Consider the following 25,746-nt stretch of genomic DNA (forward strand, 5'->3'; position numbering starts at 1 on the left):
TCGGTAGTAAAAATCTATCCGCGATTGTTCGCGCGAATAATCTCTTTCCGGTTCCTGCAAATAGTTTCCGGTGTCTTGTAGCGCGCGGCAAAAAACAGTGTCTACAAGGTGAGCGCTCCGATTTTGAAAAACGGGATCGCTCATCATGACCGATGCAATCTGGTCGGACCCAGCCAAACTCAAACAACTGATTGAGCTGTTCGACAGCGGCGTGACGGTGCAGAGCATCGCGGACACGCTCGATGTGAGCCGCAACGCTGTATGCGGAAAGATCGCGCGGCTCGGGTTGAAGCGCGAGAAGAAATCTCCGGAAGCGAAGCCGACGCCAGCGCTGACACCAGCGGCACCGCCGCAGCCTGCGCCTATTGTCGTTGCCGCTGGCGCGTCGCCGACCTTCACGCCGAGGCCGATCAGCGCAAGCCCGGTCGGCAAGCCTGTCTCGATCATCCGTGTCCGAAAAAATCAGTGCCGCGCGCCGCTCGATGAAAGGGGCGGCGACGGCCTGACGATGTTCTGTGGTGCGCCAAAGCTGGCGGGCTCGTCCTATTGCGAGATGCACCACGGGATATTCCACACCCACCGCCAGCACTGACCCAGCAACGAAAGGAAGCGACTGAATGGCGAAGTCAGCCAAATCGACCAACGACTTTGAGCCGGAAGTGGTGCAGGAAATCCTCGCCAAGATCGACGGCTTTCATGCCGATCTCGACAGCGAGCGCGGTCAATCGATGTCGCGCTGCCGCAACATCCGCGAGAGCATTTCCAACTGCTACAAGGAAGCGAAGGCGCGCGGCATCCCGACCAAGGAGCTGCGCTCGCTGGTCAAGATCAGGGTCAACGAGGCGAAGAACCGCGACATCTACGAGGAGCTTGAAGCTGATCAGCAGCAAGTCCTCTCGATGCTCGCCACCGCCGAGGGCGTCAAAGACCTGCCGCTCTGGCGCGCCGCATCGGTCGGAACGCAGTCAGCGCATCCATCGATGCAATGACGTACCTGCCGCGCATACTCGCGCTCGATCTCGCGGCGCGCGCCGGTTGGGCCTTGGCACCGTGCACCGCTGATGCGGTGCCGCGCTCGGGCTCAATCCGGTTCGCGCGCGAGGGCGCGAGCATGGCGGCAGTGTTCTCCGGCGCTCGGCAATGGCTCGCCGACTTCCTCGCTGTCGAGAAGGACATCCAGCTCATCGTATTCGAAGGGCCGCTGACGCCGCAGCAGATGGGCGGCAAGACCAACATCAACACCATTCGCCAGCTCATCGGACTCGCCGCCGTGGTCGAGGAGCTGACCTATACGCTGTCGGGCTATGACGTTCGCGAGGCGCGCGTCGCCGATGTGCGCGCGCATTTCATCGGCTCGAACCGGCACAAGCGCAAGGAAGCGAAAGACCTGACGGTCGCCGCATGCCTGCGGCTCGGCTGGTCGCCCTGCGACGACAACGCCGCCGATGCGTTGGCGCTTTGGCATTACCAAGCCTCGATCCTCAACCCCGCAATGTCCGTGCAGACTTCGCCGCTGTTCCGCCGGAGGATCAGCGGATGACGGCGCGCGGGATCGTCCTAAGCCTGTGCGACCGAACCGGCATCATGGTGATGCCGTGGCTGGATGCAGGCTATTCCGCTATCACGGTCGATCTGCAACCGGCGGCGAACCCGCATCCGCATCGTCATCACATCGTCGCCGACGTGACCGAGTGGCGCTATCCGAAGCATCTGCCGCCGCCGGTCATCGCATTCGCATTCCCATCATGCTCCGATCTCGCCGTCTCCGGCGCGCGCTGGATGCGGGAGAAGGGCCTGACCGCGCTGATCCACGCGCTGCAAGTGGTCGATGCCTGCCGCCAGATCTGCGAGGACAGCGGCGCGCCCTTCATGATCGAGAACCCGGTCAGCACGCTCTCGACCTATTGGCGCGAGCCGGACTGGATGTTCGATCCTTGCGACTACGGCGACCCCTATACCAAGGCGACATGCCTATGGGTGGGCGGCGGCTTCGTCATGCCCGAGCGCATCCGGCCCGGGGATATGTTCGACCCGCCGACATGGGTCGAGCCGACCAAAGGCTCGATGATCCTGAATTATGGGCCGAGCGCTGATCGCGTCGATAAGCGCAGCGCCACGCCGCCAGGATTTGCCGGGGCCGTGTTCAAAGCAAACGCGAGGGCGGCGTGATGGTGACGTTCTACAAACACGACATTCCCGACTGGATGGACGGCACCGAGGCGCTCGATGCCGAGACCTATCGGACCTATCACGTCATCTGCCAGTTGATCTATTTGAACGAGGGGCCGATTGCGAACAACGAGCATGGGATCGCCGGGCGATGTCGGCAGCACATCCACACATATCGGCGCTGCTTGCGGACGTTGACTGACCTCGGGAAACTGCGGGTTGAGGACGGACGCATTGCGAATGACAGGGCCATCACCGAGCTACAGGCCATTGATGACAACCGAACCCGCGCCGCACACGGCGGCAAGAAGTCCGCCATCGTGCGCGCACAGAAGCGGAATGACGAAAATAACTCATTGAAAAATAACGATCCGGCGCAAGCGGCGCTTAGTAAGCATTCCAACATAAGAGACAAGACAAGACTAGAAGAGACTAGAGAAGAGAAGAAAGATGCCGCACCTAACGGCGCGCGCTCGATCTCTGACGAGCTTCCGCTGGGTCACGACGATGGACCGAGGTCCGTCACGACCGATCCCGAAACCGATCTGTTCCGTCGAGGGCGCGAAGTGCTCGGCAAGAGCGCGGGCGGACTGATCTCGCAATTGCTCAAGGCGAAAGATGGCAAGGTCGCGCTCGCAAGGGCGGCGATTGAGCAGGCGTCAACGAAGGAGCGACCGCGCGAGTACGTCGGCGCGGTCATTCGCGGGCAGGCACCGCCAACGGTGGTGCAGCCATGAACCGCTCGATGGACGAAACGCTGCGGATGCTCGCGAGCATCGGGTTCGATCCCCGATCCCATCGCGGCACGAAATACATCCGCTGCCCCGCGTGCTCGCCCACGCGGCGCAAGAAATCAAACCGATGTGTCTCGATCCGCTGCGAAGCGGACGGGTTTTTCTTCCGATGTTTCCACTGCGACGACTTCCACGGGAGCTACAGCTATGACCGCAACGCTCGCACCGCGCCACGCCGAATGGTTCGAACAAAGGGGGATATCAGCCGAGCTGGTCACGAAGTTCGAAATCTATACGGGGGCGGTCGTCGGTAAGCCGGGCGAGCGAACGGTCGTTCCAAATCCGCGCGGCAACGTCATCGCGTTTCCGTTCGTCGAGCATGGCGCTGTCGTCAACGAGAAATACCGCACCGAGCGCGACGGCGAAAAGTTCTTCTGGCATCGCAAGGGCGGTCGGCGGACGTTTTGGAATTCCGATGTGCTTGATGACCCGCTGCTCGAAAGCGGCGCGCAGGCGCTGATCATCACCGAGGGGTTCGAGGACGCGATTGTGTCGATCCAGAGCGGATGGCCGCTGACGGTCTCGGTGCCCGATGGTGCGCCGCCGCCGCCGAAGGATGGCGCACCGCTGCCGCCGCTCGATCCCGAGACCGAGCGCAGCGGCAAGTTCGAATTTCTCTGGAACAACCGCGACCGGCTGAAGCGGGTCAAGCGGTTCATTCTCGCGGTCGATGACGATCCGGCGGGTCATCGGCTTGCTGCCGAGCTGGTGCGGCGGCTCGGTGCCGCGCGCTGCCTGTTCGTGACCTATCCGAAGGGCTGCAAGGATTTGAACAAGGTGCTGGAGATGCACGGCGAGGATGGCGTGAGCGATGTCATTCGCAACGCGCGGCTCTACCCGGTGCGCGGCCTGTATCGTCTGAGCGAATATCCATCGCTGCAAACCTTGCAACCGATCTCAATCGGCTGGCCGATCTTCGACGGCATCTTTCCAGGCAACGGCTGGATGAAGATTTTCCCCGGCGAGTTCATGGTGGTCACCGGCATCCCGAGCCACGGCAAATCGACATGGGCCTTGAACGTGCTGGTCAACATCGCGCGCGCCTTTCACTGGCGGTCTGCGGTGTTCTCTGCCGAGATGCCGACAGTTCCTTACCTGCGCGACAAGTTGCGGCGGATCATTTCGGGCAACGCATCGCCCGATGTCGAAACCGACCGCTTCATCGAGACGTTTTTCACATTCATGGACAACGATCCGAACGATGCCGAGGAGGACGATCTGACGCTCGACTGGATCATCGAGAAGGCGCGCGATGCGGTTCTGCGTGACGGCATCCGGGTGCTGCTGATCGATCCATGGAACGAGATTGAGCACGCGCGCCGCCGCGACGAAAGCGTTTCCGAGTATGTCGGGCGCGCCATCCGCATGCTGAAGCGCTTCGGCAAGCAGTACGAGGTTGCGGTGATCGTGCTTGCGCATCCGACCAAAGATGTTTGGGAGCACGGCAAGATCAGGACGCCGACGCTGTACGACATCGAGGGCAGCGCGCACTGGTTCAACAAAAGCGACCACGGCGTCGTGATCGAGCGCGCCGCCGAAGGTGGGCAGGCCACTATCCACATCGCAAAAGTTCGGTTTGACGAGACCGGATACAAGGGCGCGATCAGGATGAAGTTCGAGGGTAGCACGCAGCGTTATCAACAGCTCGAAGAACCGCAGGGAGAATTGCTATGACGATGCTGGTCCGATGCGGCGATATCAAATTCAATCCGCTCGAAGATGCCGTGATGGAGGACATCGCGCCATCGACATGGAACGGGCCGCATGTCGGCAAGCGCCTCGCCGAGGCAATGCGGACATTGCGCACGCTGCCGGTCGGCGCGGGCGGCGGCTCCGGCAACGCATGGCCGCCCTACTGTTACGAGTTCGATGATCTGGTCGCTCAGAAAGAGCAGGGCGAGCTGGAGCAAACGCAGAAAATCCAGAACCGCGTGCGTGTCATGCCGTCGCTGTCGGACGTGTCGCGGATGGAGATCGCGATCTTCTGGCCCGCGCAATTTCTCGGCCATCGGCCCGAGCTGATGACCGCCGTCAACGCCGTGGCGCTGGCGCACTCGATGGAGCGCGATGCCGGGTGGGTGACGCGCAAGCGCGGCGGCTATGCCGACACATGGCGCGCCCGGCATGACGCCGGTTGCGTGGTGATCGCCGATGGCCTGCACTTCGACCGTGTCCCGGTTTTTTGAGAGGACAGCAATGGACTTCGAACTGCCGGAAGGCGCAGACCGCGAATATCTGATCATCTTCGGTGTCGCTGCCGTCTATGTCGGGACCATCCCGGTCGGTGAGCCCTGCATCGTCGGCGCAACGCGCGATCTCGAACGAACCTATCAGGCGATGCGCGAGAAGTGGCCATGGTCGGAGATCGGTGCCGCGTTCTGGGTCAAGGACCGCGACACGGCGGAAGTGATAGCGAGCGAGGTCAACGGCGTGCTGCCGCACGATGCCAACGACAGACTCGATTGCCGTGCCGAGCGCGCGCGGGTCGAGATCGAGCGCGTCGCAAGGGACTGGAAGATTTCGCTGACAAACCACGATGCCGCCATGGCGCGTGTCCAGGCGGCGGTGCGCCGAGTCGGCGACCTGATCGAGCGCGCCAACGTCAACGGCGATCTGTCGTGGTTCAACACCGCCTATCGGGATTGGCGTCTCGCCGCAAAAAAAGTTGGTCGGGGCATGTCCTACGCCGAAGCCCGCGCCAGATTGCGCAAAGCCGTGACTAAGCGACTCATTTGTCACGACAAATTGGAAATGAACACCGATCTGCTGGATGGCCTATTCCCGGAATTGCCGGAAGTGACCGGAAGGAAATTTCGTGAGACCGCGTTGACAGGTCAGAAAAACGGGGGTTTCCTTCGCCCGCGCACCCCCCGCCACACTCATGTCCGCAGTGGCCGGGCCGCACTCCCAAAAGGTCCGAACTGAAACTTCGACGGTCATGCCGCAGGTAGTTCTGCGTTCGGCATGACCGTCCTCGTTTGAGCGAGTGCCATGGCCGCCGCTATCGTCATCAAGCTCGATCTGGCGAACATGCGCGCATTTCAGCGCGCGGCGCAAGAGCTGGGCATGGGCAAGGCGCGCAAGATCGTGGCGTGGTCGATGAACCAAGTCGGCAACAAGCTGTACACCCGGGTCAAGCGGCAGACCACCAAGCAGCTCGGCGTGCCGTATGCCGACGCAGGGGCGTCGTGGGAGGTCGAAAGAGCAAACCCGGGCAGGCTCCAATACGCGATTACAGCCACCGGCAAATACTATCCGCTGTCGAAGTTCAAGCCGAGGCAGTTTTCGTTCGGCGTGCGCGCCAAGCCGTGGAACCGAGTGCAGCGCTTCAAGGGCGCGTTCATGGTCGGCAGCGATGTCTATGTCCGGACCAGCAAGGAGCGCGGCCCGCTGAGAAAACTGATGGGCGGCTCGATCCCGCGTGAGATGGAGCGCGACGCCGTCCCGTTCATCGCAGATGCCGCAATGGATCAGGAGCTGCCGCAAGTCATCGAAACCAAGCTCGGTCAATTCCTGCCGTGGTGATCCAATGCTCAGAGCCGATGTCATCGACAAGCTGGACCCCGAGCATGTGCAACGATGGCGCGCGGTCTATCAGCGCTCGCGACGGCAGTACATCGAGGGCGCATGCAGCCGCGTCGACGCCGAGCAGAACTTGCGGCGGCTCGGCTTTCGCGATCAGGCGCTCAAGATCGAGGTTCTGATCTGGGCGGCAGAGCAGCAACGGCATTTGAGCCGACTAGCAGCAAGGGAAAACGATCATGCACGCTAAGGAATTGAGGGCGCTTGGACTCGGAGGAGACATCATGAACGATCCGGCCGGAAAGTACGTCAAGATCACCAGCGCGCAGGCGTTCGCTGAGTGTCGCGCGCTGCTGGTCGGCACCGCAGGCACCGCCACCATCGTCGATGCCGATGGCGACACCGCGACCGATTACCCGTTGCAGCAAGGCTACAACCCGATCCGCGCGACCAAGGTCACGCTCGGGACGGCCAACAACGTGTGGGCGCTGTACTGAGCCATGGGCATCTCTCTCGCGCTTGGTCTCGGCGTCACTGACGTTCGGCCGCCCATCGCTGGCGCTGGCCCCGCGCCCGTGCTCCTTCCGCTGCACTCCCGCATCGTCTTTGAGGGAGACAGCATAACGATAGGATCGAACGGGCCGACCTATGCGGGCTTCGCCCTGATCCGGTCGCTGGGTCGCTTCTTCGCGCCATCCGGCTACAACCAAGGCACGGGCGGACAGACCGCGGCGCAGATGGCGACGCAAGTCGCGACCATCGCGGCGCTCAATCCGAAAGTGGTTGTCCTGCTCGCCGGGACCAACGACCTTTCCGGAACGAGCGATACGCCAGCGACGATCTTTGCCAACCTGCGAACCTGCATCGACGCCTACAAGGCAGCGGGCGCGCAGGTGGTCAACATCTGCGTGCTTCCTCGCAATGACGCGACATGGATGGGGCTGAGCGCGGGGCGGCGGGCCGACCGGGAAGCCCTCAATGCTCTGATACGCGCGCAAAACGATGTCGCGGTTGTCGATCTTGAAGCGACGTTCGATCCGACAACGATGTGCGGCGATGGTCTGCATCCGCACTACCGTGGGGCCATCCATGTCGGCAACGCGGTCGGCGACGCGCTCAATACGTTGATCGCTTCGCAGAGCGTGCTGTCGATTTACGACACGGCCGAGAACTTCCTTGTCGGGGCGAATGAGAACCCGCTCTTTGCCGGAGCGGCAGGCACCAAGACCGGCACGCCTGCGCCGACCGGCGATGTGCCGACCAACTGGATCGTCGAACACAACGATAGCGGCTTCGCCGTGGTATCCTCGATCACGACGTTGAACGGGCGACCGGCAGTCCGGCTTCAGGTCTCTGGAAACAATACGACCAACGGTCGGATCGTGAACCTCCGCAACGTCGTGACGTATGCCGGGGCAGCGGGTGAATTCTGGGAGATGTGGTGGGATTTCTCCCTTGCCGCTGGCGCGCAGAACCTGCGGGCGATCTGGGCGAGCACGGACACCGCAGCAATGCCGAACAATACCGCGACGGTGCTCTATCCGAGTGACGTGGCGGTGGCCGGGGTGCTGCGGCCACCGATGACCACGGCGCTCGCCGGTTCGGACGTGAGCGTAACCATGCAGGGCGCGATGACGTTCGCCGCCGGGCCTGTTGCCGCCGACATCACATGGGCAGCGCCATGCTACAGGAAGGTGCCGGTTGGGCAGTGAATGAGGAGCTGCTGTCAATCGATGCCCCGCACTTCAATGCGGGCGTCGTGATCCGCAACGGCATTGTGGTCCGGAGCGCGCCGATCATCAGGCGCATGGTCGGTTGGCACAAGGCGCGTGTGCTGTCGTATTGCCAGCGCATGGGATGGCGCGTCGAGGCAGCCGAATAGATGCCGCTGGCATTCCTGATCCTCGCCATCGCCGCCGCCATCGACAAGTCCTATGCGGTCGGTGTCGCGTGCGCGGTGATCTTTGTCGTCATGCTGGCGGCCAAGACGTAGGAGCGGCCCCATGGACAGTCTCAATGTCACCGCCAGGGCGAAAGGTTTGATGTTCGGCGCTGCCGCCGCGCCGCCGACGATGTTGGACCCGCAGTATGCCGCGCTCTACCAGCAGCATTGCGGGATCGTGACGACCGACGTGGCGCTGAAGTTTGGCCGGGTCCGTCCGACGAGCATGGCCCCGAACTGGACCGATGCCGACGCGCTCCTTTCATGGGCCGAGGCGAACGGCATCAAGGTCAAGGGCCACGCCCTGATCTGGAACGAATACAATCCGGCATGGCTGTGGACCGAAAGCGCCACGGGGCCAGACTTCGGAGCGCTGACCGCGCCGGTCACAGTGCAGCAGGCGGGCTGGTACTTCGATAAGCACATTGTTGAAACGGTCGGCCGCTATGCCGGTCGCATCCCTATCTGGGATGTGGTCAACGAGCCTATCGAGCTGGCGCACGGTCGCGCTGACGGTATGCGCTCCAAGACGTGGATGCATGTGTTCGGGAACAAGTACGTCAACCGTGCATTCGTGCGAGCGCACGAGGCCGACCCGGCGGCGAAGCTGTTCCTCAACGAGGCAAACCTTGAGCGGTTCGCCTATGAGGACCATCGCGTTGCTTTCCTCGCCCTGATCGACCGGCTGCTTGATCAAGGCTGCCCCATCCATGGCGTCGGACTTGAAAGCCATCTGATCATGTGGGCGAGGGCCACGCATGAAGGCATCATGTGGCTACTCGGCGAGCTGAGCGAGCGGGGTCTGGAAGTCCACATCTCGGAACTGGACGTGCATCATGCGGGCAATACCGCGCCCGCGCTGCCAACCGGCACGGCTGCGGCGACTATCGATGCGGCGGTCGCTGCCTTCGTCCGACCATTCCTTGATGACGTGCTGTCGTTCCCATGCGTCACCGCGCTGATGACGTGGCAGTTGGCCGACAAGTATTCATGGTTGGCGGGCACGGCACCGCGACCGCTGCCATTCGACAGTGCCTATCAAGCGAAGCCGCTCGCATTCGAGATTGAGCAGGCGTTGCGGAATGCGCCACCGCGCGCCGCCGCACCATGATCCGAACATCGGCATCGAAAATGGGCATACGGGGAGGGAGGGGAGAGGGGGGTCTCCTCGCCTGTCATCATCGAGCGATATAGCCCTCCTCCCCTCGGGAAGGGGGCGGTCTCCCGATGGCCCTGTCTCCCATCTCGCCGAGTCATGCGCCTGCCCGCTGCCAGCAAACTCCGGCTAACGCCGCCGATCAGCGTGGCTTGCCATGGCCCATGGTGGGCGGCCCTTCCCCGGCGGGAGGGAGGGGAGGCCTGATCGATTGAAGCCATGGCATCGCCCCGCATGGCCCGCAATGGGCCAATGCGTCGCGATTTTCGCGAGAAAATTTAGGGACCGTATCGGTGAGGGGCCCCCTTCGCGCGGCCGCCGCGCCCGGATTTTGCCCATATTTCTGTTCGGGTTTTCACCGCTTTGTTTTGGGTTGCGCCGGACAGTCACGAACAACGAGGGACGGCATCGCAATGGATGACCTGGCGCAATCATCGCGCGCGGTGGAGATGTGGCCGATAGAGCGGCTGCGTCCCTATGAGCGCAATTCGCGGCGGCATACGCCCGAGCAGATTGAGCAGATCGCGGCATCGATCCGCGAGTGGGGCTGGACTATGCCGATCCTCGCCGCTGACGATGGAATGGTTCTGGCCGGTCATGGCCGGTTGGCGGCGGGCAAGCTGCTCCGCATCGCCGAGGTGCCTGTCATCGTCGCGCGCGGGTGGACCGAGAACCAGAAGCGCGGCTATGTCATCGCCGACAATCGCCTGACCGATGCGAGCGATTGGGATGACGAGATGCTGCGGCTCGAATTGAATGATTTGCTGGAAGGCGGTTTCGAGCTATCGCTGACCGGCATCTCGGCGGACGAGCTGTCGAAGCTGTCGGTTGGCGTTGGCGTGCTTGAGACGATGCCGGAGATCGCCGATGGCGAGCGGTCGCCGTACCGCGATATGACGTTCATCCTCTACGGCGACCAATGGGACACCGTGAACGCCGCGATTGAGCGCGCGGCCAAGCCGCGCCAGGCGGGCGACGCCAATCGATCTCCGCAAGGCAATGCGCTCGCCGCGATCTGCGCGGAATATCTGGCGGGCCATGGCGAGCGCTAAAGATATCCGCGTCGCGCCGATTGCGAAACGCGATGCGGACGCGCTGATCCTGCGGCTGCATTATAGCCACAAGGTCACGAACAATTCGGCGCTGGCGCTGGGCGTCTTTCTGGGCGGGCGGCTCGAAGGCGCGATGACGTTCGGGCCATCGATGGACAAGTCGCACATCCAGCCGCTGGTGCGCGATACCAAATGGAACGGCTTTCTCGAATTGAACCGGCTGGCGTTCTCCGAGGCGCTGCCGCGCAACTCCGAAAGCCGCGCGCTCGCCATCGCAATGCGGATGATCCGCAAGTCCTATCCGCACATTGAATGGATCATCTCGTTCGCCGATGGTTGCCAGTGCGGTGACGGCACGATCTATCGCGCGGCGGGCTTCGTGCTGACCGGCATCAAGGTGAACAAGTCGCTGCTGCGATTGGCCGATGGCTCGGTCACGCACAAGATGACGCAAGTGACCGGCAAGAACCGCAATGATCACTTCGCCAAGACCGGCGGCAGTTGGACAGGTCAGGGCACGCCGCTTGACGGCTACCAGATGCGCTACATCTATTTCGTGAACCCGGCGGCGCGCGCCCGGCTCGCATGCAAAGAAATCCCGTACTCGGAAATCGAGCGGCGCGGCGCGGGCATGTATCGAGGAATTGCGCGTGGGAAGCAGGCGATGTCCGATGTCCAGTCGGAACAGCGGCGGAGCAGCACCGACCCCCACGCTCCAAATTGAAAGGCTGTTGGCACCCGTCGTGGCGTGGATGATTGATCGCGGTTATGTCGCAAGCTGGCCGCTACAGATCACACGCAAGGGGCGGCGGATTGCGCGCACAAAAAAAGCCCGTGGAGTGCCCGGGCTTTCAAGTGCTTAGAGTTTTTCCGCCTGATCCGGCGGCATGACGAGCGAAAGCCCGCGCCCGTTATCCCATTTGACCGGGATGCTCCAAGCGCCTTGGAAGAATACCGGCGCCGCGATGACGGTGCCCGTCGATCCCGGCCGGATGGGGTCGGGATCAGCGGCCATGCTGATCAGGCGAAGGCGGTCGCCCTCGGCAAACGGCGCGTCCGGTCGCGCGATGTGCGCGCGCCGCCGCTGTTCGAGATAGAGCGCGATCTCGCTGCGCCGCTCGTCGATGGCCGCGATGATATCGCCGAAATCGTCGCTGTTGACGTGCTCGGCGGGCGGCTCGATTTCGTCGTGCGGCTCCAACGTGAACCGCTCTCCGCTCGGGTGCTCGCGCATCGCCAGCTCGGCATAGTCGATCCAGATGGTGAGCCCGAGCGCTTCATTGGTAAAGCTCGGGCAGGCGTCGTTATGCCAAGAGGTATCGGCGAAGTCCGCCGGGATCATCGCGGGCATGTCGTCGTCGGGGAAGTCGGGGAACTCGGTTTTCCAAGTCACGGTGTCACGCTTTCGGTTTTGAGGACGAGGGCTGTTAGTTTCTGGATCAGCTCGGCGGTAATCATTGTTGCAATGCCATCGCTTGCAATCGCGTAAATGATCGCCCGCCGGGTGAAGGCTTGCGGGTCGGTCTCGATGATCCGGGCGGCCCTGACCGCCGCCCAGACCGTGGGTGCCGTAACGACGCGGTGCTTGCCGCGCCCGAGGAAGATCGAGGCGGTGAAGTGATCCGCCTTTCGGATTGCATCGATGGCGCGGGCCTCGATGTCGGGATGCGGCGCTTTCATCGGTCGTCACCGTATGGTTGGACGCCCAGCGCAATCGCGGCCATTGCGAGGCCGATATAGTGCGGGATGGGGTTAGTTCCGCTTTCCCATCCGGCCCACGCGCCGCGCGAACAGCCGATGACGAGGGCCGCCTCGCGCTGCGAGTAGCCGAGCCGCTCGCGCCATGCCGTCAGCGCTTGCGGGGTTAGAGGGATACGGGAAGCGCGGGCGTTGTCATCCGCCCGCGCCGCCTCGATCCCGACATCTGCCGGGGTTTTCGTCATCGATCATTCTCCGATGTCAGGCGGGCCGAAAATTCGCCGAGCGTCATCGACCCGACGTTCTCATCCGGGGCGAGGATTTCGCCGAGCGGGCGCGCGGTCGGGGATGGCATCACCGATCCGATATTCTCGGCGGGATGAACCGGGCGCGCCGCCGCGTTCATGTCGGAAAGCTTAAAGAGCTGGCCGCCATGCTCATCATCGGCGTGGATGATGTTGAGCAGATCGCCGTCGAGAACGATGACGTGATTGTCGAACTCGCCGATCATCGGCGACCGGCTTTCGCATCCGGCGAACATATCCCAATCGGCCCGGTCGAAATGGCGCATGGATGTCATGGCCAGCATCGAGAGGGCCTGAGCGGCGGTTAGGTTAGTAGTCATTGCAGTGCTCCGTGGGTTTGCTTTGAGGGTTGGCGGCGCGCCTCGATGGCGCGCCGGATCATTTCGAGATGTGCAAGCCGGGCTTTGATTTCGGCGATCATGGCCTCGATGCTTTGGCCCATTGGTCACCGCGCGAAATAGGTTAGAGCGGTGAGGGCCGAAATCGCGGCAGCGGCGCTGATCAAGGCGACGCAAAGCAACGCGGTCATCAGCGGCGCTCCTTCGCATCGACCGGATACAGCGCGGCCATGACGCGCGCGAACTGCTCCGGGGTCAGCGAGCCGATGCGCTCAATCGATGCGCTGCCATCCGGGCCGACGCTGCCCGAGAGATACGGGCCTTTGTTATCGTTGCGGTAGAACGTCGCGGAATGACGGGCGTCATCCTTCACCGTGACCGAGAGGCCCGGATAACGCTTGCGCAATTGATCAGCGGTCGCGCGCAGATCGGTGCGCTGCCGATCGCAGGCGGCGGCATGCTCGCGAAGCTTTTCAATCGGCGCTTTGCCGGGATCGATCACGCGCCGCTTGATATCGGCGGCGATGGCGGCGAGCGGGCGGGCGGTGCTGACCTTGGCCTCGGGCGTTTTGAATTCCGGGCCGCGCGGCATGTCATTGTATGAGAGGTTGAGGCCGAGCGCCGATATCCGAACGCTGACCTTCTCAATCTCATTGCGGCCCCAACCGGCGGTGAAGCTGATCGCCGCGCCGTCCAGCTCAATCGATGCATAGCGCTCGTTCGGGATTTCGCCCGGCTTCTGCGGAATGACCTTGCCGCCAATCGCCTTGGCGAGATCGCGCGCGAAGCGATGGATGTCGAGCGATTGCTCGGGGCGGCCGTATTTGGTCTCGGTTTTAACGTAGGCAGACATTCTCAATATCCTTTTTTGGTAGAGGCCCGCTGGCCCGGAATTGGGCCAAATCAGCGGGGTAGTGGCCCAGAACTAGGCCAACCAGTGGTTGTTGGAAGGAAAATCGACCGCCGGAAAAGGGCTAAAAATGGCGGAAGATCAAAGGGTTACAGGCGGGCCGACAGGGGCCGCACAGGGGCGGGAAACTCCGGCCGGGGCCGCAGATCGCGGCGGCGCGAATAACGCACCAGCGGGCGCGGACGGCGGGCGCGGGCAATTGCTGACAAGCAATCTGGCCGGGCGCTTGCTCATGATTTCCGCTGAGCGCGTGCGCCAATTGGCGAAAGAAGGCTGGATTGAAAAGGCGGGGAAGGACCAGTTTTATCTGGTCGATGTCGTACAGGGCTATATCCGCTTTCGGAATGACAGCGAGCGGCGCGCGACCAAGAGCGCGTCAGCCAGCCGCGTCTCGGATGCGCGCGCGCGCGAAGTCGAATTGAGAATTGCCGAGCGCGAGCGCCGCTTGGTCGAACTCTCCGAAATGATCGCGCTCTCCGACCAGCTCGTCGGCATGTTTCGCGCGGAGCTGTCGGGCTTGCCTGCGCGCGTCACGCGCGACTTGCAAATCCGCCGCACAATAGAAACGGCCATCAATGACATCCTCGACCGCATCGCCGATGCTGCCGTCTCGCGCGCGGGAATGGTGGCAGAGGGTAGCGATACTAAGCCGCCCATCGCGCCGAACGCCGCCTGATGTCTGGGGTTCGCAGAACCGCACCTATCCGCAAGGCGCATCGGTCCCGGGTCCGCGCGACGCGTACCTGACGCCGTACATCGTGCCGTTCGAGCGCGCGGTCGCCGAGGGTACGCACAAGCGCGTCGTCATGGTGACCGCATCGCAGTCCGGCAAGACCGAGGCGATGCTCGACATCGCCGGTCAGCGGCTCGACCAGAAGCCCGCACCGATCCTGTACGTCGGGCCGAACAAGCAATTCCTGACCGAGCAGTTCGAGCCGCGCGTCATGTCGCTGCTCGATGAAGCGCCGACGCTGGCGATCAAGGTCGCGCGCGGCAAGCGGATGACGAAAACCCGCAAGGTGATCGCAGGCGTGCCGCTGCGTCTGGCGCATGCCGGTTCGTCGGCGGCGTTGAAATCCGACCCCGCAGCGCTGGCACTGGTCGATGAATACGACGAGATGCTGGCCAACATCAAAGGCCAGGGCGATCCGCTCGGGCTCGTTGAACGGCGCGGCGACACCTATGCCGACTTCGTCTGCGCCGTCACATCGACCTGTCGGCGCGGGATGATCAAGATCGTGCAGGATGAGGAAAGTGGCCTGCGGTTCTGGGATGTCGCACCGACCGACGATCTCGAAAGCCCGATCTGGCGGCTATGGCAGCAAGGCACGCGCTTTCATTGGGCGTGGCCGTGCCCGCATTGCCGCGAGTATTTCATTCCGCGCTTCGAATGCACGCGCTGGCCTGAGAAGGCGACGCCGTTCGAGGCCGAGCGCGCCAGCTACATCGAATGCCCGCGCTGCGGCGGCGTCATCGAGGAGGAGCACAAGGCGCTGATGAATGAGCGCGGCGTTTACGTCGCGCCGGGGCAATCGATTTCGAGCGATGGCGTCGTTACAGGCGAAGCGCCGCAGGCGCTATCGCTTTCGTTCTGGGTCTCCGGACTCGCCTCGCCGTTCGTCACCATCGGCGAGCGCGTGCGCGCCTATCTCGAAGCCCTCACCATGGCCGACGACGGCATGGTGCAAACCGCCATCAATGCCGGGTTCGGCGAGCTGTATGCGCCCGGCAGCATCGGGGCGAATGACTGGCACGCCTTCAAGCGCCGCCGCATGCCGCACAAGTTCGGCGAGGTGCCGCTTGAAGTGATGCGCCTGACCGCTGCGGTGGACGTGTCCGGCAACGGCTTCTGGTATTCGATCCGTGGCTGGGGTGAGCGCGCGTCGTCATGGCAGATCGAGAGCGGCGAGATCGCGGGCTTCACAAACGAGCCGGAAGTCTGGAACGATCTGGCGAACGTGCTGCTCGACACCTATGGCGGCCTGCCGATCTCGCTTGCTCTGATCGACAGCGGCTTTCGTGCCAACAAGCCGAACGAGGGGCCGACCAACGTCGTCTATGACTTCTGCCGACGCTTTCGCCGCTTCTGCAAGCCGACCAAGGGTTATGACACGCTGACCGCGCCGATGATGCGCGGCAAGGCCAAGATGACCATTCCCGGTCAGCGCGCGCCGGTCGAGCTGGAGCTGGTCCGTCTCGATACCGATTTCTGGAAGTCGCGGCTGCATGAGCGGTTGGCATGGCCGCACGAACAGCCCGGCGGCTTCCTGCTCGCGGCCGACGCCAGCGACGACTACCTGAAGCAGCTCGCCAGCGAGGTCCGCAAGATCACGCCGAGCGGCAGGCCGCAATGGGTGCCGCTGACGCGCCGCAATCACTTCCTCGATGTCGAGGCGATGAACGAGGCGGCGGGGCACATGCTCGCGGTGCAGAAAATCCCGCTCGGTGCCAAGCGCCAAGAGACCATCGACGATGACGATCCGTCGCCGCCGCCCGTGGTCGATCCGCCGCCAGGCGCGCCGCCGCCAAACGGCGTGCGCAGGCGAATGAGCGGCATCGCCGCGCGATTGAACAGGTAACAGTGAATGGCAAGGACGAAAGCCGCGACCCGACCAAAGGCTGCGCCGAAGCGCGCCGCACCGAGGCGGGCTGCGCCAGTGCAGCGCAAGCGCGTCGGCGCGGCCTACATGAAGGGCGAGGCCAACCCGTTCTTTCATTCGTGGCGACCGGCGCTGCGCGAGGCATCGGACGATGTTCGCTCGGCCTATCTGCTCGCGGCCTCGCGCGCGGTCGATACCATCCAGAACTCGGGATGGATTTCGGGCGGCGTCGAGCAAGCCGTCGCCATGACGGTCGGCCAGAGCCTGCGGCTGTCGGCGCGGCCCGATGCCGATGCGCTGGGCTGGACGCAGGACACGGCGCAGACATGGGCGCGCAAGGTCGAACGGCGCTGGGAAGGCTACGCCAACACTCCGATTGAATGCGACATCGAGGGCAAATCGACGGTCGGCAAGATGACCGCGCAGGGCCTTCGGACATGGTTCTGCTATGGCGAGATCGTGGCCGCATTGCCATGGTTGCGCCGCCGCTTCGGCCAGTACGGCACCAAGGTGCAGATGCTGCCGCCGCACCGGATGTCACAGGACACGCTATCCGACACCGGGCTGTTTCAGGGCGTGTTCCGCGACCGCTATGGCTTCCCGCTCGGCTATCGCATGCTCAACCCGCCGCAGGGCAGGCAGCCGCTGATGCAGGCGTATACCGACGTGGCGGCGCGCGATGCCGAAGGCCGCCCGCGCATGATCCATGTGTTCGACGGCTTCCCCGGGCAGGCGCGCGGCATTCCGCCGATCACGCCCGCGCTCAAGGTCGTCAAGCAATTCGACCAGCTTTCCGACGCGACGCTGACCGCAGCGCTCATTCAGTCGATCTTCGCCGCCACCATCAAGTCGCCGGAGCCGACCGAGGTCGTCTTGCAAGCCTTCCAGGACTTGGCCGAGCAGCGCCTCGGCACGGTCCCGGACGGTAGCCCGTCAACGCCGCTGGAAGCGATGCTGGAAAGCCGCGCCGGTTGGTATGACGGAACCCAGATCGATCTCGGCGGCCATGGCAAGGTCGCGCATCTCGCGCCCGGCGACGAGCTGGCGTTCAATTCGACGCAGCACCCGAATTCGACCTATGAGGCATTCGTCCGCTTCCTGCTGCGCGAGATTGCGCGCTGCCTCGGCATCACGTTCGAGCAACTGACCGGCGACTATTCCGGGGCAACCTATTCGTCGGTTCGCATGGCGACATCCGAAATCTGGATGATGACCATCTATCGCCGCGTCAACATCCTCGCGCCGTTCCTGCAAGCGATTTACGAGAGCTGGCTTGAAGAGGAAATCGAGAACGGCTGGATCGAATTCCCCGGCGGCATCGGCGGCTTCCTGATGGCCCGCGCCGCCGCATCGCGGAGCCACTGGCGCGGACCTGCCAAGCCGCAGGCCGATGATCTGAAGTTCGCCAAGGCGGTCGAGGCCCTGAAAGGGCTCGGCGTCATCACCGACGAATGGATTTGCGCGGAGATGGGCGAGGATTGGGAGGACATCTATGAGCAGCGCGCCCGCGAGATGGCGCTGCGCAAAAAGCTCGGTCTGCCCGAGCCATCGGCGAAGGTGGCGACCGCGCGCGATGCCATCGGCAGCGGCGAACGCGATGACGATGATGACGACGAGCGCGAGGACGATGACGAGCGCGAGGACGAGCGCCTTATCCGGAGCTGACCGATGGCCGACCCGATCAATTTCAACGATCCCTGCGCCGCTGCCGACCAGTTGCGCACGATCTACTATCAATTGCTGAGCGGGCAGTCCGTGGTCAGCGTCAGCTTCGGCGACCGCACGGTGGCCTATAGCCAAGTCAGCATGGAGACGCTGAGCCAAGAGATCGCGCGCTTCGATGCCGAGTGCCAAGCAAAAGAGACCGGCAGGCCGACGCGCTATGCCATGCGCCTCGGATCGTTCGCGCGGAAAAGGTGATCCCATATGACCTATCTGTCGCATGTCGCCGACCGCGTCTTTGGCCGCCCGCTGTTCATTCACCGCTACAAGGCCGCCGTCATCGCGTCGGTGCTGGGCGAGCGCGTCGGCATCGATCCGTCGATGTTCGACCTGTCGGAGGTGCCGGAGGCGTTCAAGCGCACCGGGCCGCGCGCCAACCGGCTGATCGGCGAGCCGGAAGGCGCATATGACGAGCGCGGGCGCTTGATCGCGGTGCTTTACAACGTCGTCGATGGCGTCGCCACCATCCCGGTGATCGGCACGCTGATCAATCGCGGCGCGTTCATCGGCGAGGACAGCTCGGGCTTCACCAGTTACGAGGGTTTGGGCACGCAGATCGCGGCGGCGGTCGCCGACCCGAAGGTCGGGGCCATCCTGCTCGACATCGATAGCCCCGGCGGCGAGGCGACCGGCATGTTCGCGCTGGCCGAGCAGGTGAGGGCGGCGCGGCAGGTCAAGCCGGTCACCGCGCTGGTCAATGACATGGCGGCGAGCGCGGCCTATGGCATCGCGTCGGCATCGACCGAGGTTGTGGTCTCGCCGACATCGATCACCGGCTCGATTGGCGTCGTCATGCTGCACATGGACCAATCGAAAGAGATGCAGAACAAGGGGCGGACTCCGACGCTGATCTACGCCGGGGCGCACAAGGTTGACGGCAACCCGTTCGGGCCGCTGACCGAGAACGTGCGCTCCGACCTGCAACGCGAAGTGAACGTTTTCTACGACCGCTTCGTCGAGACTGTCGCCACAGGGCGGCCGTCGCTAACTGCCGACGCAATCCGCGCGACCGAGGCATCGACCTTCATTGGTGCCGAGGCAGAGGCCAACGGCCTCGCTGATCGCGTCGGCACCTTTGCCGAAACGCTGTCGCGTCTCTCGGCGCAAGTCCGCAGCAATCAAAGGAGAACCCCCATGACTGCGAATAACGGCCCGGCAGAGATCACCGCTGTCGATCAGGCGCAAATCCGCTCCGAAGGCGAAACCGCAGGCGCTCGCGCGGCACAGGCGCGCATCAGCTCGATCCTGACCTGCGAGGAAGCCAAGGGCCGCGAGCCGCAGGCGCAGAACCTCGCGCTCAACACATCGCTCTCGGTCGATGAGGCCAAGGCGCTGCTGGCGACGCTCCCGGTCGCGCCGCCGCAGCAACAGCAACAGCCGACGCGCACCATCGAGGAGCGCAGCGGTCCCGCCTTCGACGCGGGCCTGCCCGAGACAAAGCCCGATGCGCGGGCGAGCTGGCGCGCTTCGTTGAAGCGGGTTGGCGCAACCCTGCCGCAGTAACCGGCAAGAAACATAGGAGAGTTGAAACATGGCTACCGTTCTCACAGAAGGTCGGCACCCTGCCGAGTTCATCTTGAGCGAGGCGAATGGGCAGCGCTCGCGCGGCAACATCACCATTGCCGAAAATCAGGAGTTCGAAGCGGGTCAGGTGCTTGCGGAGATCACCGCGTCCGGCGAGTACGTCGCGCATGATCCCGCTGGCGCTGGCGGTGCCGCAGTCGCGACGGCCATTGCGCTCTATGGCGCAACGACCGAGGAAGGCGAGACCGCAGACATCTCGGCGATTGTCCGCGATGCCGAGGTCAACGGCAAAATCCTGATCTACAAGACCGGCATCACCGCGCCGCAAACCGAAGCCGCCATCGAGGCGCTTGCCGACCAAGGCATCATCGTCCGCTAAGGCGCGGGCCTAACCCCAAAACTCTGAGCGTCCGTCAACCCCGGCAGCACCGCTGACCGGGGCGGTGCCGCTTGCACTTTTCAGAAAGGACAACGTCCATGTTGGACATCTTCCGCTCTAATCTGTTCGGCGTCATCGAGCTGACAGATGCCATCAACTCGCCGATCTTCCGGCCGCGACGGCTGGCAAGCCTTGGTCTGTTTCAGGAAACGCCGGTCGCCACGACCACCGTGATGATCGAGATGCGCGGTGGCCAGCTCGTGCTGGTCGCGCCGTCGCCTCGCGGCGGTCCCGGCCAGACCATCGACAAGGTCAAGCGCAATGGGCGTCCGTTCTCCATCCCGCACTTCGAGATCAACGATGGCGTGATGGCAGAGGAAGTCCAGGGCGTGCGCGCATTCGGCTCCGAGGATCAGGTCATGTTTCTGCAAGACCTGCTCTCCGAGCGCCTGATGCTGCATCGCGAGTCGCACGAGGTGACGATTGAGTATTCGCGCATCGGCGCGGTGCAGGGCTTGGTGACCTATGCCGATGGCACCCAGCTCAATCTGTTCACCGAGTTCGGCGTCGCGCCGGAGCCCGAGGCCAATCTTGATCTGGCCAACGCCAACCCGGAGCCCGGTGGACTGCGCAAGCTCTGCGCCGGTCTCACCCGCAAGATGGGCGGCAACCTTGACGGCATCCCGTTCTCCGGCATTCGTGCCGTGTGCGGTGATGATCTGTTCGACGCGCTGTTGCAGCACCCGGAAGTCCGCGCGACCTTCCTCAACAATCCCGCCGCCGAGCAGCTTCGGCAAGCCTATATCGGGCCGAATGGCGAGATTTGGGGACAGTTCGAGTTCGGCGGCATCGTCTGGGAGAACTATCGCGGCGGCGTCGGCGCGACCAAGTTCGTCAATGACGACAAGGCCAATCTTTTCCCGATTGGCGTGCCCGGGCTGTTCCGTACCTACTTCGCACCCGCCGACTACATCGAGACGGTCAACCGTCCCGGTCAGCGGACCTATGCGAAGCAGTACGAGATGCCAAATGGCAAGGGTATCCATCTCGACAGCCAGACCAACAACCTCAACATCTGCACGCGCCCGAAGGCGCTGATGACGGCGCGGCGTGCCTGATGGTACTGGCTGATTGGCGCACGCTCGCCGCTCAAATCGACAGCGTCGTCAATGAGCAGTTCGGCGAACGTGTCCTCATCACGCCCATGAAGGCCAGCGACTATGCCGCTGGCGTCAGAGACGAGACGCGGCCACTGGCGACCGTGGTCGCGGTCTACATCATGACCGACGAGCAGATGTCCAATCTCGCGGGCGATCATTCCGGCTCTCCGTTCCGCGAGCGGATGGCGGTGGCGACGCTGACGCTGTCGGTCAGGACCGTCGATGTGCAGGCGGCCGATCCGCGCCACGGCGATAGGGTCACCATGCTGGACCGCAACAATCAGACGTTCGAGATCAACCGCGCCTATCCCGACCCGACCGGGCGCACCGTCATCGAGATGATCCGGCCATGAGCGTGGTCCGGCTCTGCATTCGCATGGCGGCGGTCCTCGCCCTGCGCGAGCGCACATGGGCCGGAACGCTGGTCTATGACACGCGCAACCTGCCGCTCTCCGAGGCCATGACCGAGCATCAGGATGCGCCGTGGCTGTCGGTCTATACCGACAGGGATGAGCAAGAGGGCGTCACCGGGCGCGATGTCAACGCGGCCGACCGCCAGTTGCATCTGGTTGTCGAGATGGGCATTGCGGGCAAGGTGCCGCAGGCCGATGGCGGGCCAGCGGTCGAAATCCCGGCGAGCGATGCCGGATACGAGCGCGCCATCGACCTGATCGAGATGCAGGTCCGACGCGCGCTGTTCCATGATCCGCTCAACCCTTGGGGCGAGTTCGTCCGCAAGATGGTGATGTCGATCAGATCGACCGATGCGGAGCGAACCGGCGAGGGCGAGCGCGGCGCGCGCTGGGCGGCGCGGTTCATCGTCTTTAACTGCGACACCATCGCCGAGCCGCAGCCAGGTATTCCGATGGCTCCCGACCATCCGGTCGCCGAGTTTCTGGCGGCGATCAGGGCGGCTGATATCGAGGGGTTGGCGACGGTGGCGACCCTGATCGAACAGGAAATCATCGGCGCGCCGTTGCCGAGCTGGCAACAGGCGCAATCGATGCTGGGCCTGACCGAGCAGGGCACGCGCGGCATCGGCGTCGCGCCGCCCTATGCGACGCCCGCGACCGAGGTGACGACCGAGGTGATCGGCACCACGCCCGGCAGTGACAAATTCCGCGACACCGACGTTGACAAACAGGTCGGCCGCGATCTTCCGGAGGAAGGCGGGCCGATCATCATTGTCGGCACCGAACAGCGCATATGAACCTTGAGGATCATCTGACCGAGCTGTGGGCCGAGGTCGGCGAGACCAAGCGGCGCATTGCCAACCTGATCCGGCACGGGCCGATCACCGACATCGATGCCGAAAAGCAGGTGCTGCGCGTCCGGCTCAATCCCGAGAGCGAGGACAAGCCGTTCAAGAGCGCGTGGATACCGTATGCCCAGCAGGCGGGCGAATACAAATTCCACAACCCGCCAGTGAAGGGTCAGAACATGACGGTGATCGCGCCGGGCGGCGAGCTGGGGCAAGCCTTCGCGGTGCCGATGACGTGGAGCGAAAAATTCCCGTCGCCCGGCGACAAGGAAGATGAACACGTCATGAAGTTCGACAAGGTTAAGACCGTGATCAAGAAAGATCAGGTCACCTTGACGGTCGGCGATGTCAAGATCGACATCAAGAAAGAGGACATGAGCATCACGATTGGCGACACCAAGTTCAAGCTGACCAAGGAAACGATAAGCTCGAAGGCGGGCGAAGCGATCTATCAGGATGCCTCCAACGTCCACATCAAGGGGTCGGAGGCCGTCAAGATCGGCGGCGGTGGCGCGGTGCACGTCGTGAGCGGTGCCAATCTGGCAACCCCGCCGTGGGTCGATGGCGGCGAGGAGCCGGAAGAAGCGCCATCGGACGTCGACGGCGACGATGGCGAGGGCGGTGAGGAAGGCGCGCCAGTATCATGAGCGGAATGAACCGGCAGACCGGCAAGCTGCTTTCCGGATGGGATCACGTTGTCCAATCGGTGCGCGTGATCTTCACGACGCCGTTTTTCGAGCGCGTCATGCGCGGCTATGTCGGCAGCCACGTCATCCGGCTGCTCGGCGAGAACGTCAGCGCGCAGACGCTGTTGCGCATCCGCTGGGGCATCGCGCTCGCCATCGACCTGTTCGAGCCGCGCCTGACGCCGTACCGGATCGACATCACCGAGTTCGACCGCACGGGCGCATCGACATGGGTCATCGAGGTGATCTATCGGCCCAACGCACTATCCGGCGACATGACGCCCAGCGGAATTAGAACGCTCGCGTTCGACCCGGATGAACTGAAACAGGCCATCGTCGCCGCCTATCCCGAGGCCGCATAGAGGAGGGGCAATGTCGTCTCGCTTTCTCGCCCCCGACCTGACGCAACTGACGCCGCCCGACCTGATCGAGGAAGTCAGTTTCGAAACCATCCTCGATGCGCAGAAAACGTGGGTGCTGTCGGCGTGGGATGTCGTCAGGCAGAAGCGGCCCGACCTGCCGCCGCTCGATACGCTCGGCCTTGAGACCGAGCCGATGACGATCATCCTGCAAGCCTATGCCTACCGCGAGACCGTGATCCGCGCGCTGATCAATGACAAGGCGCGCGCGGTGCTGCTGACCTATGCGGTCGGCAACGATCTCGACCATCTCGGCGCGCTGTTCGGCACCTTCCGGCTTGTGCTCAATCCGGCCGAGGTGGCGCTTGGCTCTGCGCCGATCATGGAGAGCGACGACCGCTTTCGCCGCCGCATCCAGCTCGCGCCGGAGGCATTCTCAACGGTCGGGCCGCGCGGCGCGTATATGTATTTCGCGCTGACGCTATCGCCCGAGATCGTTGACGCATGGGCCTATAGCCCGCGCGACGGCCGGGTCAACGTTGTCGTCTCCGGCGCGAATGGCGCGGATGTCTCGGCGGCGACGCTCGGGCAGTTGGTGCGCCGGTTCGAGAGAGAGGACACGGTCCCGTTGACCGATATCGTTTCGGTCTATCGGGCGCAGCGAACCCCGTACACCGTCGCGGCCACGGTCTATTTCCCGCGCGGTCCTGACCCGCTGACTATCGAGACCGCCGTCGAGGACAAAATCCGCGCCTATGCGGCCGAGCGCTGCCGCATCGGTGCCGAGGTCTATCGCGCCGGGCTCTATGCGGCGGCCAAGATCGCGGGCGTCGAGAACGTCGTCATCGACATGATCGGCGACATCATCTGCGATGACGATCACATTCCGGTGCTGACCGGCGTCGAGGTGACAACCGTGGTGGTCGAGTAGCGTGGCGATCCCGTTCGACCAGCATCTGCAACCGCGCAATGCCTCGAACCTCGATATCGTGCTGGCCGCCGCTGGCGCGCGGCTCAATACGCTGCCGGTCCAGATCGACCTGCTCAAACGGCCCTATGAGGTGCCGAGCCAGTTTCTGGCACATCTCGGCTTTGAGCTGTCAGTCGATATCTGGGAGCGGACATGGCGCGAGACGCGCAAGCGCGCGGTCGTCGCCAATGCGCTCCTGTTGCAGATGAAAAAGGGCACGGCCTATTGCCTGCGCGAATATGCGCGCTATGCCGATGCCGAGGTTACCCGGATCGAACGCCCGCCGATGCGGGTCTTTTCCGGCAAGTCGCTGACCAAGGCCGACCGCGAGGCATGGCTGGCGACGCTGCCGCAGGTTCGGGTCTGGCATGTCAGGGATAGCGTGCCCGCCGCGCCGCGAAAGGCGTTCTATGGTGGACGCGCGCCGAGCGCCCGGCTGCATTCGGCGCGGTTCTATCTCAATTGGCCTGCGCTGATCCCATCGACCGCGCTGGAGCGGCTCGGTCGGCGCGCGCGCTGGATCGTCGATGGCGTCGAGACCGATACGCGCGTGACCAACGTCGGCTCGATCTTCCGGCTGCATCTGCCAGCGCCCGCCGCGCTGCGCGTGTTTGCAAACCGCGTCGCGGGTCGCCGCTACTACGAGCCATCGACCGCGCGCACCCGGCTCTTATCGATCCGGCCCAAGGCGGCGCTGCCATGGCGGTCGGCGGTGACGCCGGGATTGCAGGCGGTCGATAGCGAGCCGGAGACGATCCGCAATCCAGGCACGCGCGGCTTTGCCACCTATTGCGATCTCCCGGCCGGGCTCAAGGCGTTCTTCGTGCCGTCATCTGCACCGATGCGGGTTTACGAGCGCTATGCCGTGCTTGACGGCAGGTCGGCGGCGCGGCGCGCGGCGGTGCAGTTCATGGGCGTCGGGCGCTATGGCTTTCCGACGCACACGGCATGGGCGCATGTCTCGGTCTATTCGAAGCGCAATCGCCATCAGGCGGGCGAGGGCATCACGGCGCGGCGTCGGTTCTGGATGCCGCACAATCCGCTGCCGCTGGAGAAGGTTCGCAGCGCGCTCGCAGCATCCAAGCGGCTGTCCGACCGCATCAAAATGGTGACCGGCCCGGTGCCGCCGTTCATTGCGGGCGGCAGGCCCGTGCTCGCGGGCATCGATAGCGTCATCGTCTCACGGCAATAGAGGTTCA

Annotated in this window: 34 protein-coding genes; 29 read left to right on the forward strand and 5 right to left on the reverse strand. The window is 63.8% G+C overall.

Translation table 11 applies throughout. The annotated features are described in order from the left end of the window. Positions 1 to 145: 145 nt before the first annotated feature. The 16 genes from CP49_RS30905 (at position 146) to CP49_RS30975 (ending at position 11,359) form a co-directional block, all read left to right on the forward strand. Positions 146 to 592: a GcrA family cell cycle regulator gene (locus CP49_RS30905; protein WP_057853901.1), complete on the forward strand. Its 447-nt coding sequence runs from the start codon at positions 146 to 148 to the stop codon at positions 590 to 592. A 25-nt stretch (positions 593 to 617) separates the two neighbouring features. Beyond that, positions 618 to 989, forward strand: coding sequence for a GapR family DNA-binding domain-containing protein (locus tag CP49_RS30910; RefSeq protein WP_057853902.1), 372 nt, complete (start codon positions 618 to 620; stop codon positions 987 to 989). Next, positions 986 to 1,540, forward strand: a complete 555-nt coding sequence (locus CP49_RS30915) for a hypothetical protein (RefSeq protein WP_057853903.1) — start codon at positions 986 to 988, stop codon at positions 1,538 to 1,540. Before CP49_RS30910 ends, CP49_RS30915 begins: the two co-directional genes overlap by 4 nt. Beyond that, positions 1,537 to 2,169, forward strand: a complete 633-nt coding sequence (locus tag CP49_RS30920; RefSeq protein ID WP_057853904.1) for a hypothetical protein — start codon at positions 1,537 to 1,539, stop codon at positions 2,167 to 2,169. The genes CP49_RS30915 and CP49_RS30920 overlap by 4 nt, the downstream gene beginning before the upstream one ends. Then, positions 2,169 to 2,906, forward strand: coding sequence for a DUF1376 domain-containing protein (locus CP49_RS30925; protein WP_057853905.1), 738 nt, complete (start codon positions 2,169 to 2,171; stop codon positions 2,904 to 2,906). The genes CP49_RS30920 and CP49_RS30925 overlap by 1 nt, the downstream gene beginning before the upstream one ends. A gap of 204 nt (positions 2,907 to 3,110) precedes the next feature. After that, positions 3,111 to 4,637 (forward strand): DnaB-like helicase C-terminal domain-containing protein, encoded by a 1,527-nt coding sequence (locus CP49_RS30930; protein WP_057853906.1) that lies wholly within the window; start codon positions 3,111 to 3,113, stop codon positions 4,635 to 4,637. After that, positions 4,634 to 5,149, forward strand: a complete 516-nt coding sequence (locus tag CP49_RS30935; RefSeq protein ID WP_057853907.1) for a hypothetical protein — start codon at positions 4,634 to 4,636, stop codon at positions 5,147 to 5,149. The genes CP49_RS30930 and CP49_RS30935 overlap by 4 nt, the downstream gene beginning before the upstream one ends. 10 nt (positions 5,150 to 5,159) lie before the next feature. After that, the gene (locus CP49_RS30940; protein WP_057853908.1) at positions 5,160 to 5,888 is read left to right on the forward strand and encodes a hypothetical protein; all 729 of its coding nucleotides are present in this window, start codon (positions 5,160 to 5,162) and stop codon (positions 5,886 to 5,888) included. A gap of 66 nt (positions 5,889 to 5,954) precedes the next feature. Continuing rightward, positions 5,955 to 6,488: a hypothetical protein gene (locus CP49_RS30945; RefSeq protein WP_057853909.1), complete on the forward strand. Its 534-nt coding sequence runs from the start codon at positions 5,955 to 5,957 to the stop codon at positions 6,486 to 6,488. Positions 6,489 to 6,492: 4 nt separating this feature from the next. After that, positions 6,493 to 6,735, forward strand: a complete 243-nt coding sequence (locus CP49_RS30950) for a hypothetical protein (RefSeq protein WP_057853910.1) — start codon at positions 6,493 to 6,495, stop codon at positions 6,733 to 6,735. Positions 6,736 to 6,769: 34 nt separating this feature from the next. Continuing rightward, positions 6,770 to 6,982 (forward strand): hypothetical protein, encoded by a 213-nt coding sequence (locus CP49_RS30955; protein ID WP_057853911.1) that lies wholly within the window; start codon positions 6,770 to 6,772, stop codon positions 6,980 to 6,982. 3 nt (positions 6,983 to 6,985) lie between these two features. Then, positions 6,986 to 8,197 (forward strand): SGNH/GDSL hydrolase family protein, encoded by a 1,212-nt coding sequence (locus tag CP49_RS30960; protein WP_057853912.1) that lies wholly within the window; start codon positions 6,986 to 6,988, stop codon positions 8,195 to 8,197. Beyond that, the gene (locus CP49_RS45365) at positions 8,194 to 8,367 is read left to right on the forward strand and encodes a hypothetical protein (protein ID WP_156438754.1); all 174 of its coding nucleotides are present in this window, start codon (positions 8,194 to 8,196) and stop codon (positions 8,365 to 8,367) included. Before CP49_RS30960 ends, CP49_RS45365 begins: the two co-directional genes overlap by 4 nt. Positions 8,368 to 8,488: 121 nt before the next feature. Then, complete coding sequence (locus tag CP49_RS30965) at positions 8,489 to 9,538, forward strand: endo-1,4-beta-xylanase (protein WP_057853913.1); 1,050 nt, start codon at positions 8,489 to 8,491, stop codon at positions 9,536 to 9,538. Positions 9,539 to 9,996: 458 nt separating this feature from the next. Continuing rightward, positions 9,997 to 10,635, forward strand: coding sequence for a ParB/Srx family N-terminal domain-containing protein (locus CP49_RS30970; protein WP_057853914.1), 639 nt, complete (start codon positions 9,997 to 9,999; stop codon positions 10,633 to 10,635). Beyond that, positions 10,622 to 11,359 carry a Mom family adenine methylcarbamoylation protein gene (locus CP49_RS30975; protein WP_063791806.1) on the forward strand — a complete coding sequence of 246 codons (738 nt, stop codon included), beginning with the start codon at positions 10,622 to 10,624 and terminating at the stop codon, positions 11,357 to 11,359. The genes CP49_RS30970 and CP49_RS30975 overlap by 14 nt, the downstream gene beginning before the upstream one ends. A gap of 135 nt (positions 11,360 to 11,494) precedes the next feature. Here the strand turns inward: CP49_RS30975 and CP49_RS30980 are convergent, their stop codons facing one another. The 5 genes from CP49_RS30980 to CP49_RS31000 all read right to left on the reverse strand — a co-directional run bounded on the left by CP49_RS30980 (position 11,495) and on the right by CP49_RS31000 (position 13,829). Then, positions 11,495 to 12,028, reverse strand: coding sequence for a DUF4314 domain-containing protein (locus CP49_RS30980; RefSeq protein WP_197423290.1), 534 nt, complete (start codon positions 12,026 to 12,028; stop codon positions 11,495 to 11,497). Then, the gene (locus CP49_RS30985; protein ID WP_057853916.1) at positions 12,025 to 12,315 is read right to left on the reverse strand and encodes a hypothetical protein; all 291 of its coding nucleotides are present in this window, start codon (positions 12,313 to 12,315) and stop codon (positions 12,025 to 12,027) included. The genes CP49_RS30980 and CP49_RS30985 overlap by 4 nt, the downstream gene beginning before the upstream one ends. After that, a complete protein-coding gene (locus tag CP49_RS30990; protein ID WP_057853917.1) occupies positions 12,312 to 12,578 on the reverse strand; it encodes a helix-turn-helix domain-containing protein in 267 nt (88 codons plus the stop codon). The genes CP49_RS30985 and CP49_RS30990 overlap by 4 nt, the downstream gene beginning before the upstream one ends. Beyond that, entirely contained in the window at positions 12,575 to 12,958 is a 384-nt protein-coding gene (locus CP49_RS30995) for a hypothetical protein (protein WP_156438755.1), read from the reverse strand. The genes CP49_RS30990 and CP49_RS30995 overlap by 4 nt, the downstream gene beginning before the upstream one ends. Positions 12,959 to 13,166: 208 nt before the next feature. Continuing rightward, positions 13,167 to 13,829, reverse strand: coding sequence for a hypothetical protein (locus CP49_RS31000; protein WP_057853919.1), 663 nt, complete (start codon positions 13,827 to 13,829; stop codon positions 13,167 to 13,169). Between the two features lie 91 nt (positions 13,830 to 13,920). Here CP49_RS31000 and CP49_RS31005 point away from each other — a divergent pair, with 91 nt between their 5' ends. The 13 genes from CP49_RS31005 (at position 13,921) to CP49_RS31065 (ending at position 25,739) form a co-directional block, all read left to right on the forward strand. Continuing rightward, positions 13,921 to 14,562: a hypothetical protein gene (locus tag CP49_RS31005; RefSeq protein ID WP_156438756.1), complete on the forward strand. Its 642-nt coding sequence runs from the start codon at positions 13,921 to 13,923 to the stop codon at positions 14,560 to 14,562. Continuing rightward, positions 14,462 to 16,465, forward strand: a complete 2,004-nt coding sequence (locus tag CP49_RS31010) for a terminase gpA endonuclease subunit (protein WP_156438757.1) — start codon at positions 14,462 to 14,464, stop codon at positions 16,463 to 16,465. Before CP49_RS31005 ends, CP49_RS31010 begins: the two co-directional genes overlap by 101 nt. A 6-nt stretch (positions 16,466 to 16,471) precedes the next feature. Then, complete coding sequence (locus CP49_RS31015) at positions 16,472 to 18,151, forward strand: phage portal protein (RefSeq protein WP_057853921.1); 1,680 nt, start codon at positions 16,472 to 16,474, stop codon at positions 18,149 to 18,151. Between the two features lie 3 nt (positions 18,152 to 18,154). Continuing rightward, entirely contained in the window at positions 18,155 to 18,406 is a 252-nt protein-coding gene (gpW, locus tag CP49_RS31020; protein WP_057853922.1) for a gpW family head-tail joining protein, read from the forward strand. Between the two features lie 6 nt (positions 18,407 to 18,412). Further along, a complete protein-coding gene (locus tag CP49_RS31025; protein WP_057853923.1) occupies positions 18,413 to 19,711 on the forward strand; it encodes a S49 family peptidase in 1,299 nt (432 codons plus the stop codon). Between the two features lie 28 nt (positions 19,712 to 19,739). Further along, complete coding sequence (locus CP49_RS31030; RefSeq protein WP_057853924.1) at positions 19,740 to 20,111, forward strand: head decoration protein; 372 nt, start codon at positions 19,740 to 19,742, stop codon at positions 20,109 to 20,111. 98 nt (positions 20,112 to 20,209) lie between these two features. Then, entirely contained in the window at positions 20,210 to 21,229 is a 1,020-nt protein-coding gene (locus CP49_RS31035) for a major capsid protein (protein ID WP_057853925.1), read from the forward strand. Beyond that, a complete protein-coding gene (locus CP49_RS31040) occupies positions 21,229 to 21,624 on the forward strand; it encodes a head-tail joining protein (RefSeq protein ID WP_057853926.1) in 396 nt (131 codons plus the stop codon). Before CP49_RS31035 ends, CP49_RS31040 begins: the two co-directional genes overlap by 1 nt. After that, positions 21,621 to 22,481, forward strand: coding sequence for a hypothetical protein (locus tag CP49_RS31045; RefSeq protein ID WP_057853927.1), 861 nt, complete (start codon positions 21,621 to 21,623; stop codon positions 22,479 to 22,481). The genes CP49_RS31040 and CP49_RS31045 overlap by 4 nt, the downstream gene beginning before the upstream one ends. Continuing rightward, the gene (locus tag CP49_RS31050; RefSeq protein WP_057853928.1) at positions 22,478 to 23,179 is read left to right on the forward strand and encodes a phage baseplate assembly protein V; all 702 of its coding nucleotides are present in this window, start codon (positions 22,478 to 22,480) and stop codon (positions 23,177 to 23,179) included. The genes CP49_RS31045 and CP49_RS31050 overlap by 4 nt, the downstream gene beginning before the upstream one ends. Beyond that, positions 23,176 to 23,580 carry a GPW/gp25 family protein gene (locus CP49_RS31055; protein ID WP_057853929.1) on the forward strand — a complete coding sequence of 135 codons (405 nt, stop codon included), beginning with the start codon at positions 23,176 to 23,178 and terminating at the stop codon, positions 23,578 to 23,580. Before CP49_RS31050 ends, CP49_RS31055 begins: the two co-directional genes overlap by 4 nt. A gap of 10 nt (positions 23,581 to 23,590) precedes the next feature. Next, a complete protein-coding gene (locus CP49_RS31060; RefSeq protein WP_057853930.1) occupies positions 23,591 to 24,508 on the forward strand; it encodes a baseplate assembly protein in 918 nt (305 codons plus the stop codon). Between the two features lies 1 nt (position 24,509). Next, positions 24,510 to 25,739, forward strand: a complete 1,230-nt coding sequence (locus CP49_RS31065) for a phage tail protein I (protein WP_057853931.1) — start codon at positions 24,510 to 24,512, stop codon at positions 25,737 to 25,739. The last annotated feature ends 7 nt before the right edge of the window (positions 25,740 to 25,746 follow it).

Origin of the sequence: Bradyrhizobium valentinum, from assembly GCF_001440405.1 — a bacterium.
Taxonomy (GTDB): Bacteria; Pseudomonadota; Alphaproteobacteria; order Rhizobiales; family Xanthobacteraceae; genus Bradyrhizobium; species Bradyrhizobium valentinum.

Coding starts and splice junctions, on each gene's coding strand:
- CP49_RS31025 (WP_057853923.1), top strand. CDS start 18,413: ATGACCTATCTGTCGCATGTCGCCGACCGCGTCTTTGGCCGCCCGCTG.
- CP49_RS31015 (WP_057853921.1), top strand. CDS start 16,472: ATGGCAAGGACGAAAGCCGCGACCCGACCAAAGGCTGCGCCGAAGCGC.
- CP49_RS30985 (WP_057853916.1), bottom strand. CDS start 12,315: ATGAAAGCGCCGCATCCCGACATCGAGGCCCGCGCCATCGATGCAATC.
- CP49_RS30925 (WP_057853905.1), top strand. CDS start 2,169: ATGGTGACGTTCTACAAACACGACATTCCCGACTGGATGGACGGCACC.
- CP49_RS31030 (WP_057853924.1), top strand. CDS start 19,740: ATGGCTACCGTTCTCACAGAAGGTCGGCACCCTGCCGAGTTCATCTTG.
- CP49_RS31010 (WP_156438757.1), top strand. CDS start 14,462: ATGACATCCTCGACCGCATCGCCGATGCTGCCGTCTCGCGCGCGGGAA.
- CP49_RS30965 (WP_057853913.1), top strand. CDS start 8,489: ATGGACAGTCTCAATGTCACCGCCAGGGCGAAAGGTTTGATGTTCGGC.
- CP49_RS31045 (WP_057853927.1), top strand. CDS start 21,621: ATGAGCGTGGTCCGGCTCTGCATTCGCATGGCGGCGGTCCTCGCCCTG.
- CP49_RS30945 (WP_057853909.1), top strand. CDS start 5,955: ATGGCCGCCGCTATCGTCATCAAGCTCGATCTGGCGAACATGCGCGCA.
- CP49_RS30955 (WP_057853911.1), top strand. CDS start 6,770: ATGAACGATCCGGCCGGAAAGTACGTCAAGATCACCAGCGCGCAGGCG.
- CP49_RS30920 (WP_057853904.1), top strand. CDS start 1,537: ATGACGGCGCGCGGGATCGTCCTAAGCCTGTGCGACCGAACCGGCATC.
- CP49_RS30995 (WP_156438755.1), bottom strand. CDS start 12,958: ATGACTACTAACCTAACCGCCGCTCAGGCCCTCTCGATGCTGGCCATG.
- CP49_RS30915 (WP_057853903.1), top strand. CDS start 986: ATGACGTACCTGCCGCGCATACTCGCGCTCGATCTCGCGGCGCGCGCC.
- CP49_RS30905 (WP_057853901.1), top strand. CDS start 146: ATGACCGATGCAATCTGGTCGGACCCAGCCAAACTCAAACAACTGATT.
- CP49_RS30940 (WP_057853908.1), top strand. CDS start 5,160: ATGGACTTCGAACTGCCGGAAGGCGCAGACCGCGAATATCTGATCATC.
- CP49_RS30950 (WP_057853910.1), top strand. CDS start 6,493: ATGCTCAGAGCCGATGTCATCGACAAGCTGGACCCCGAGCATGTGCAA.
- CP49_RS31035 (WP_057853925.1), top strand. CDS start 20,210: ATGTTGGACATCTTCCGCTCTAATCTGTTCGGCGTCATCGAGCTGACA.
- CP49_RS30970 (WP_057853914.1), top strand. CDS start 9,997: ATGGATGACCTGGCGCAATCATCGCGCGCGGTGGAGATGTGGCCGATA.
- CP49_RS30990 (WP_057853917.1), bottom strand. CDS start 12,578: ATGACGAAAACCCCGGCAGATGTCGGGATCGAGGCGGCGCGGGCGGAT.
- CP49_RS31060 (WP_057853930.1), top strand. CDS start 23,591: ATGTCGTCTCGCTTTCTCGCCCCCGACCTGACGCAACTGACGCCGCCC.
- CP49_RS30910 (WP_057853902.1), top strand. CDS start 618: ATGGCGAAGTCAGCCAAATCGACCAACGACTTTGAGCCGGAAGTGGTG.
- CP49_RS30960 (WP_057853912.1), top strand. CDS start 6,986: ATGGGCATCTCTCTCGCGCTTGGTCTCGGCGTCACTGACGTTCGGCCG.
- gpW (WP_057853922.1), top strand. CDS start 18,155: ATGGCCGACCCGATCAATTTCAACGATCCCTGCGCCGCTGCCGACCAG.
- CP49_RS31040 (WP_057853926.1), top strand. CDS start 21,229: ATGGTACTGGCTGATTGGCGCACGCTCGCCGCTCAAATCGACAGCGTC.
- CP49_RS30930 (WP_057853906.1), top strand. CDS start 3,111: ATGACCGCAACGCTCGCACCGCGCCACGCCGAATGGTTCGAACAAAGG.
- CP49_RS31050 (WP_057853928.1), top strand. CDS start 22,478: ATGAACCTTGAGGATCATCTGACCGAGCTGTGGGCCGAGGTCGGCGAG.
- CP49_RS30935 (WP_057853907.1), top strand. CDS start 4,634: ATGACGATGCTGGTCCGATGCGGCGATATCAAATTCAATCCGCTCGAA.
- CP49_RS31055 (WP_057853929.1), top strand. CDS start 23,176: ATGAGCGGAATGAACCGGCAGACCGGCAAGCTGCTTTCCGGATGGGAT.
- CP49_RS30975 (WP_063791806.1), top strand. CDS start 10,622: ATGGCGAGCGCTAAAGATATCCGCGTCGCGCCGATTGCGAAACGCGAT.
- CP49_RS31000 (WP_057853919.1), bottom strand. CDS start 13,829: ATGTCTGCCTACGTTAAAACCGAGACCAAATACGGCCGCCCCGAGCAA.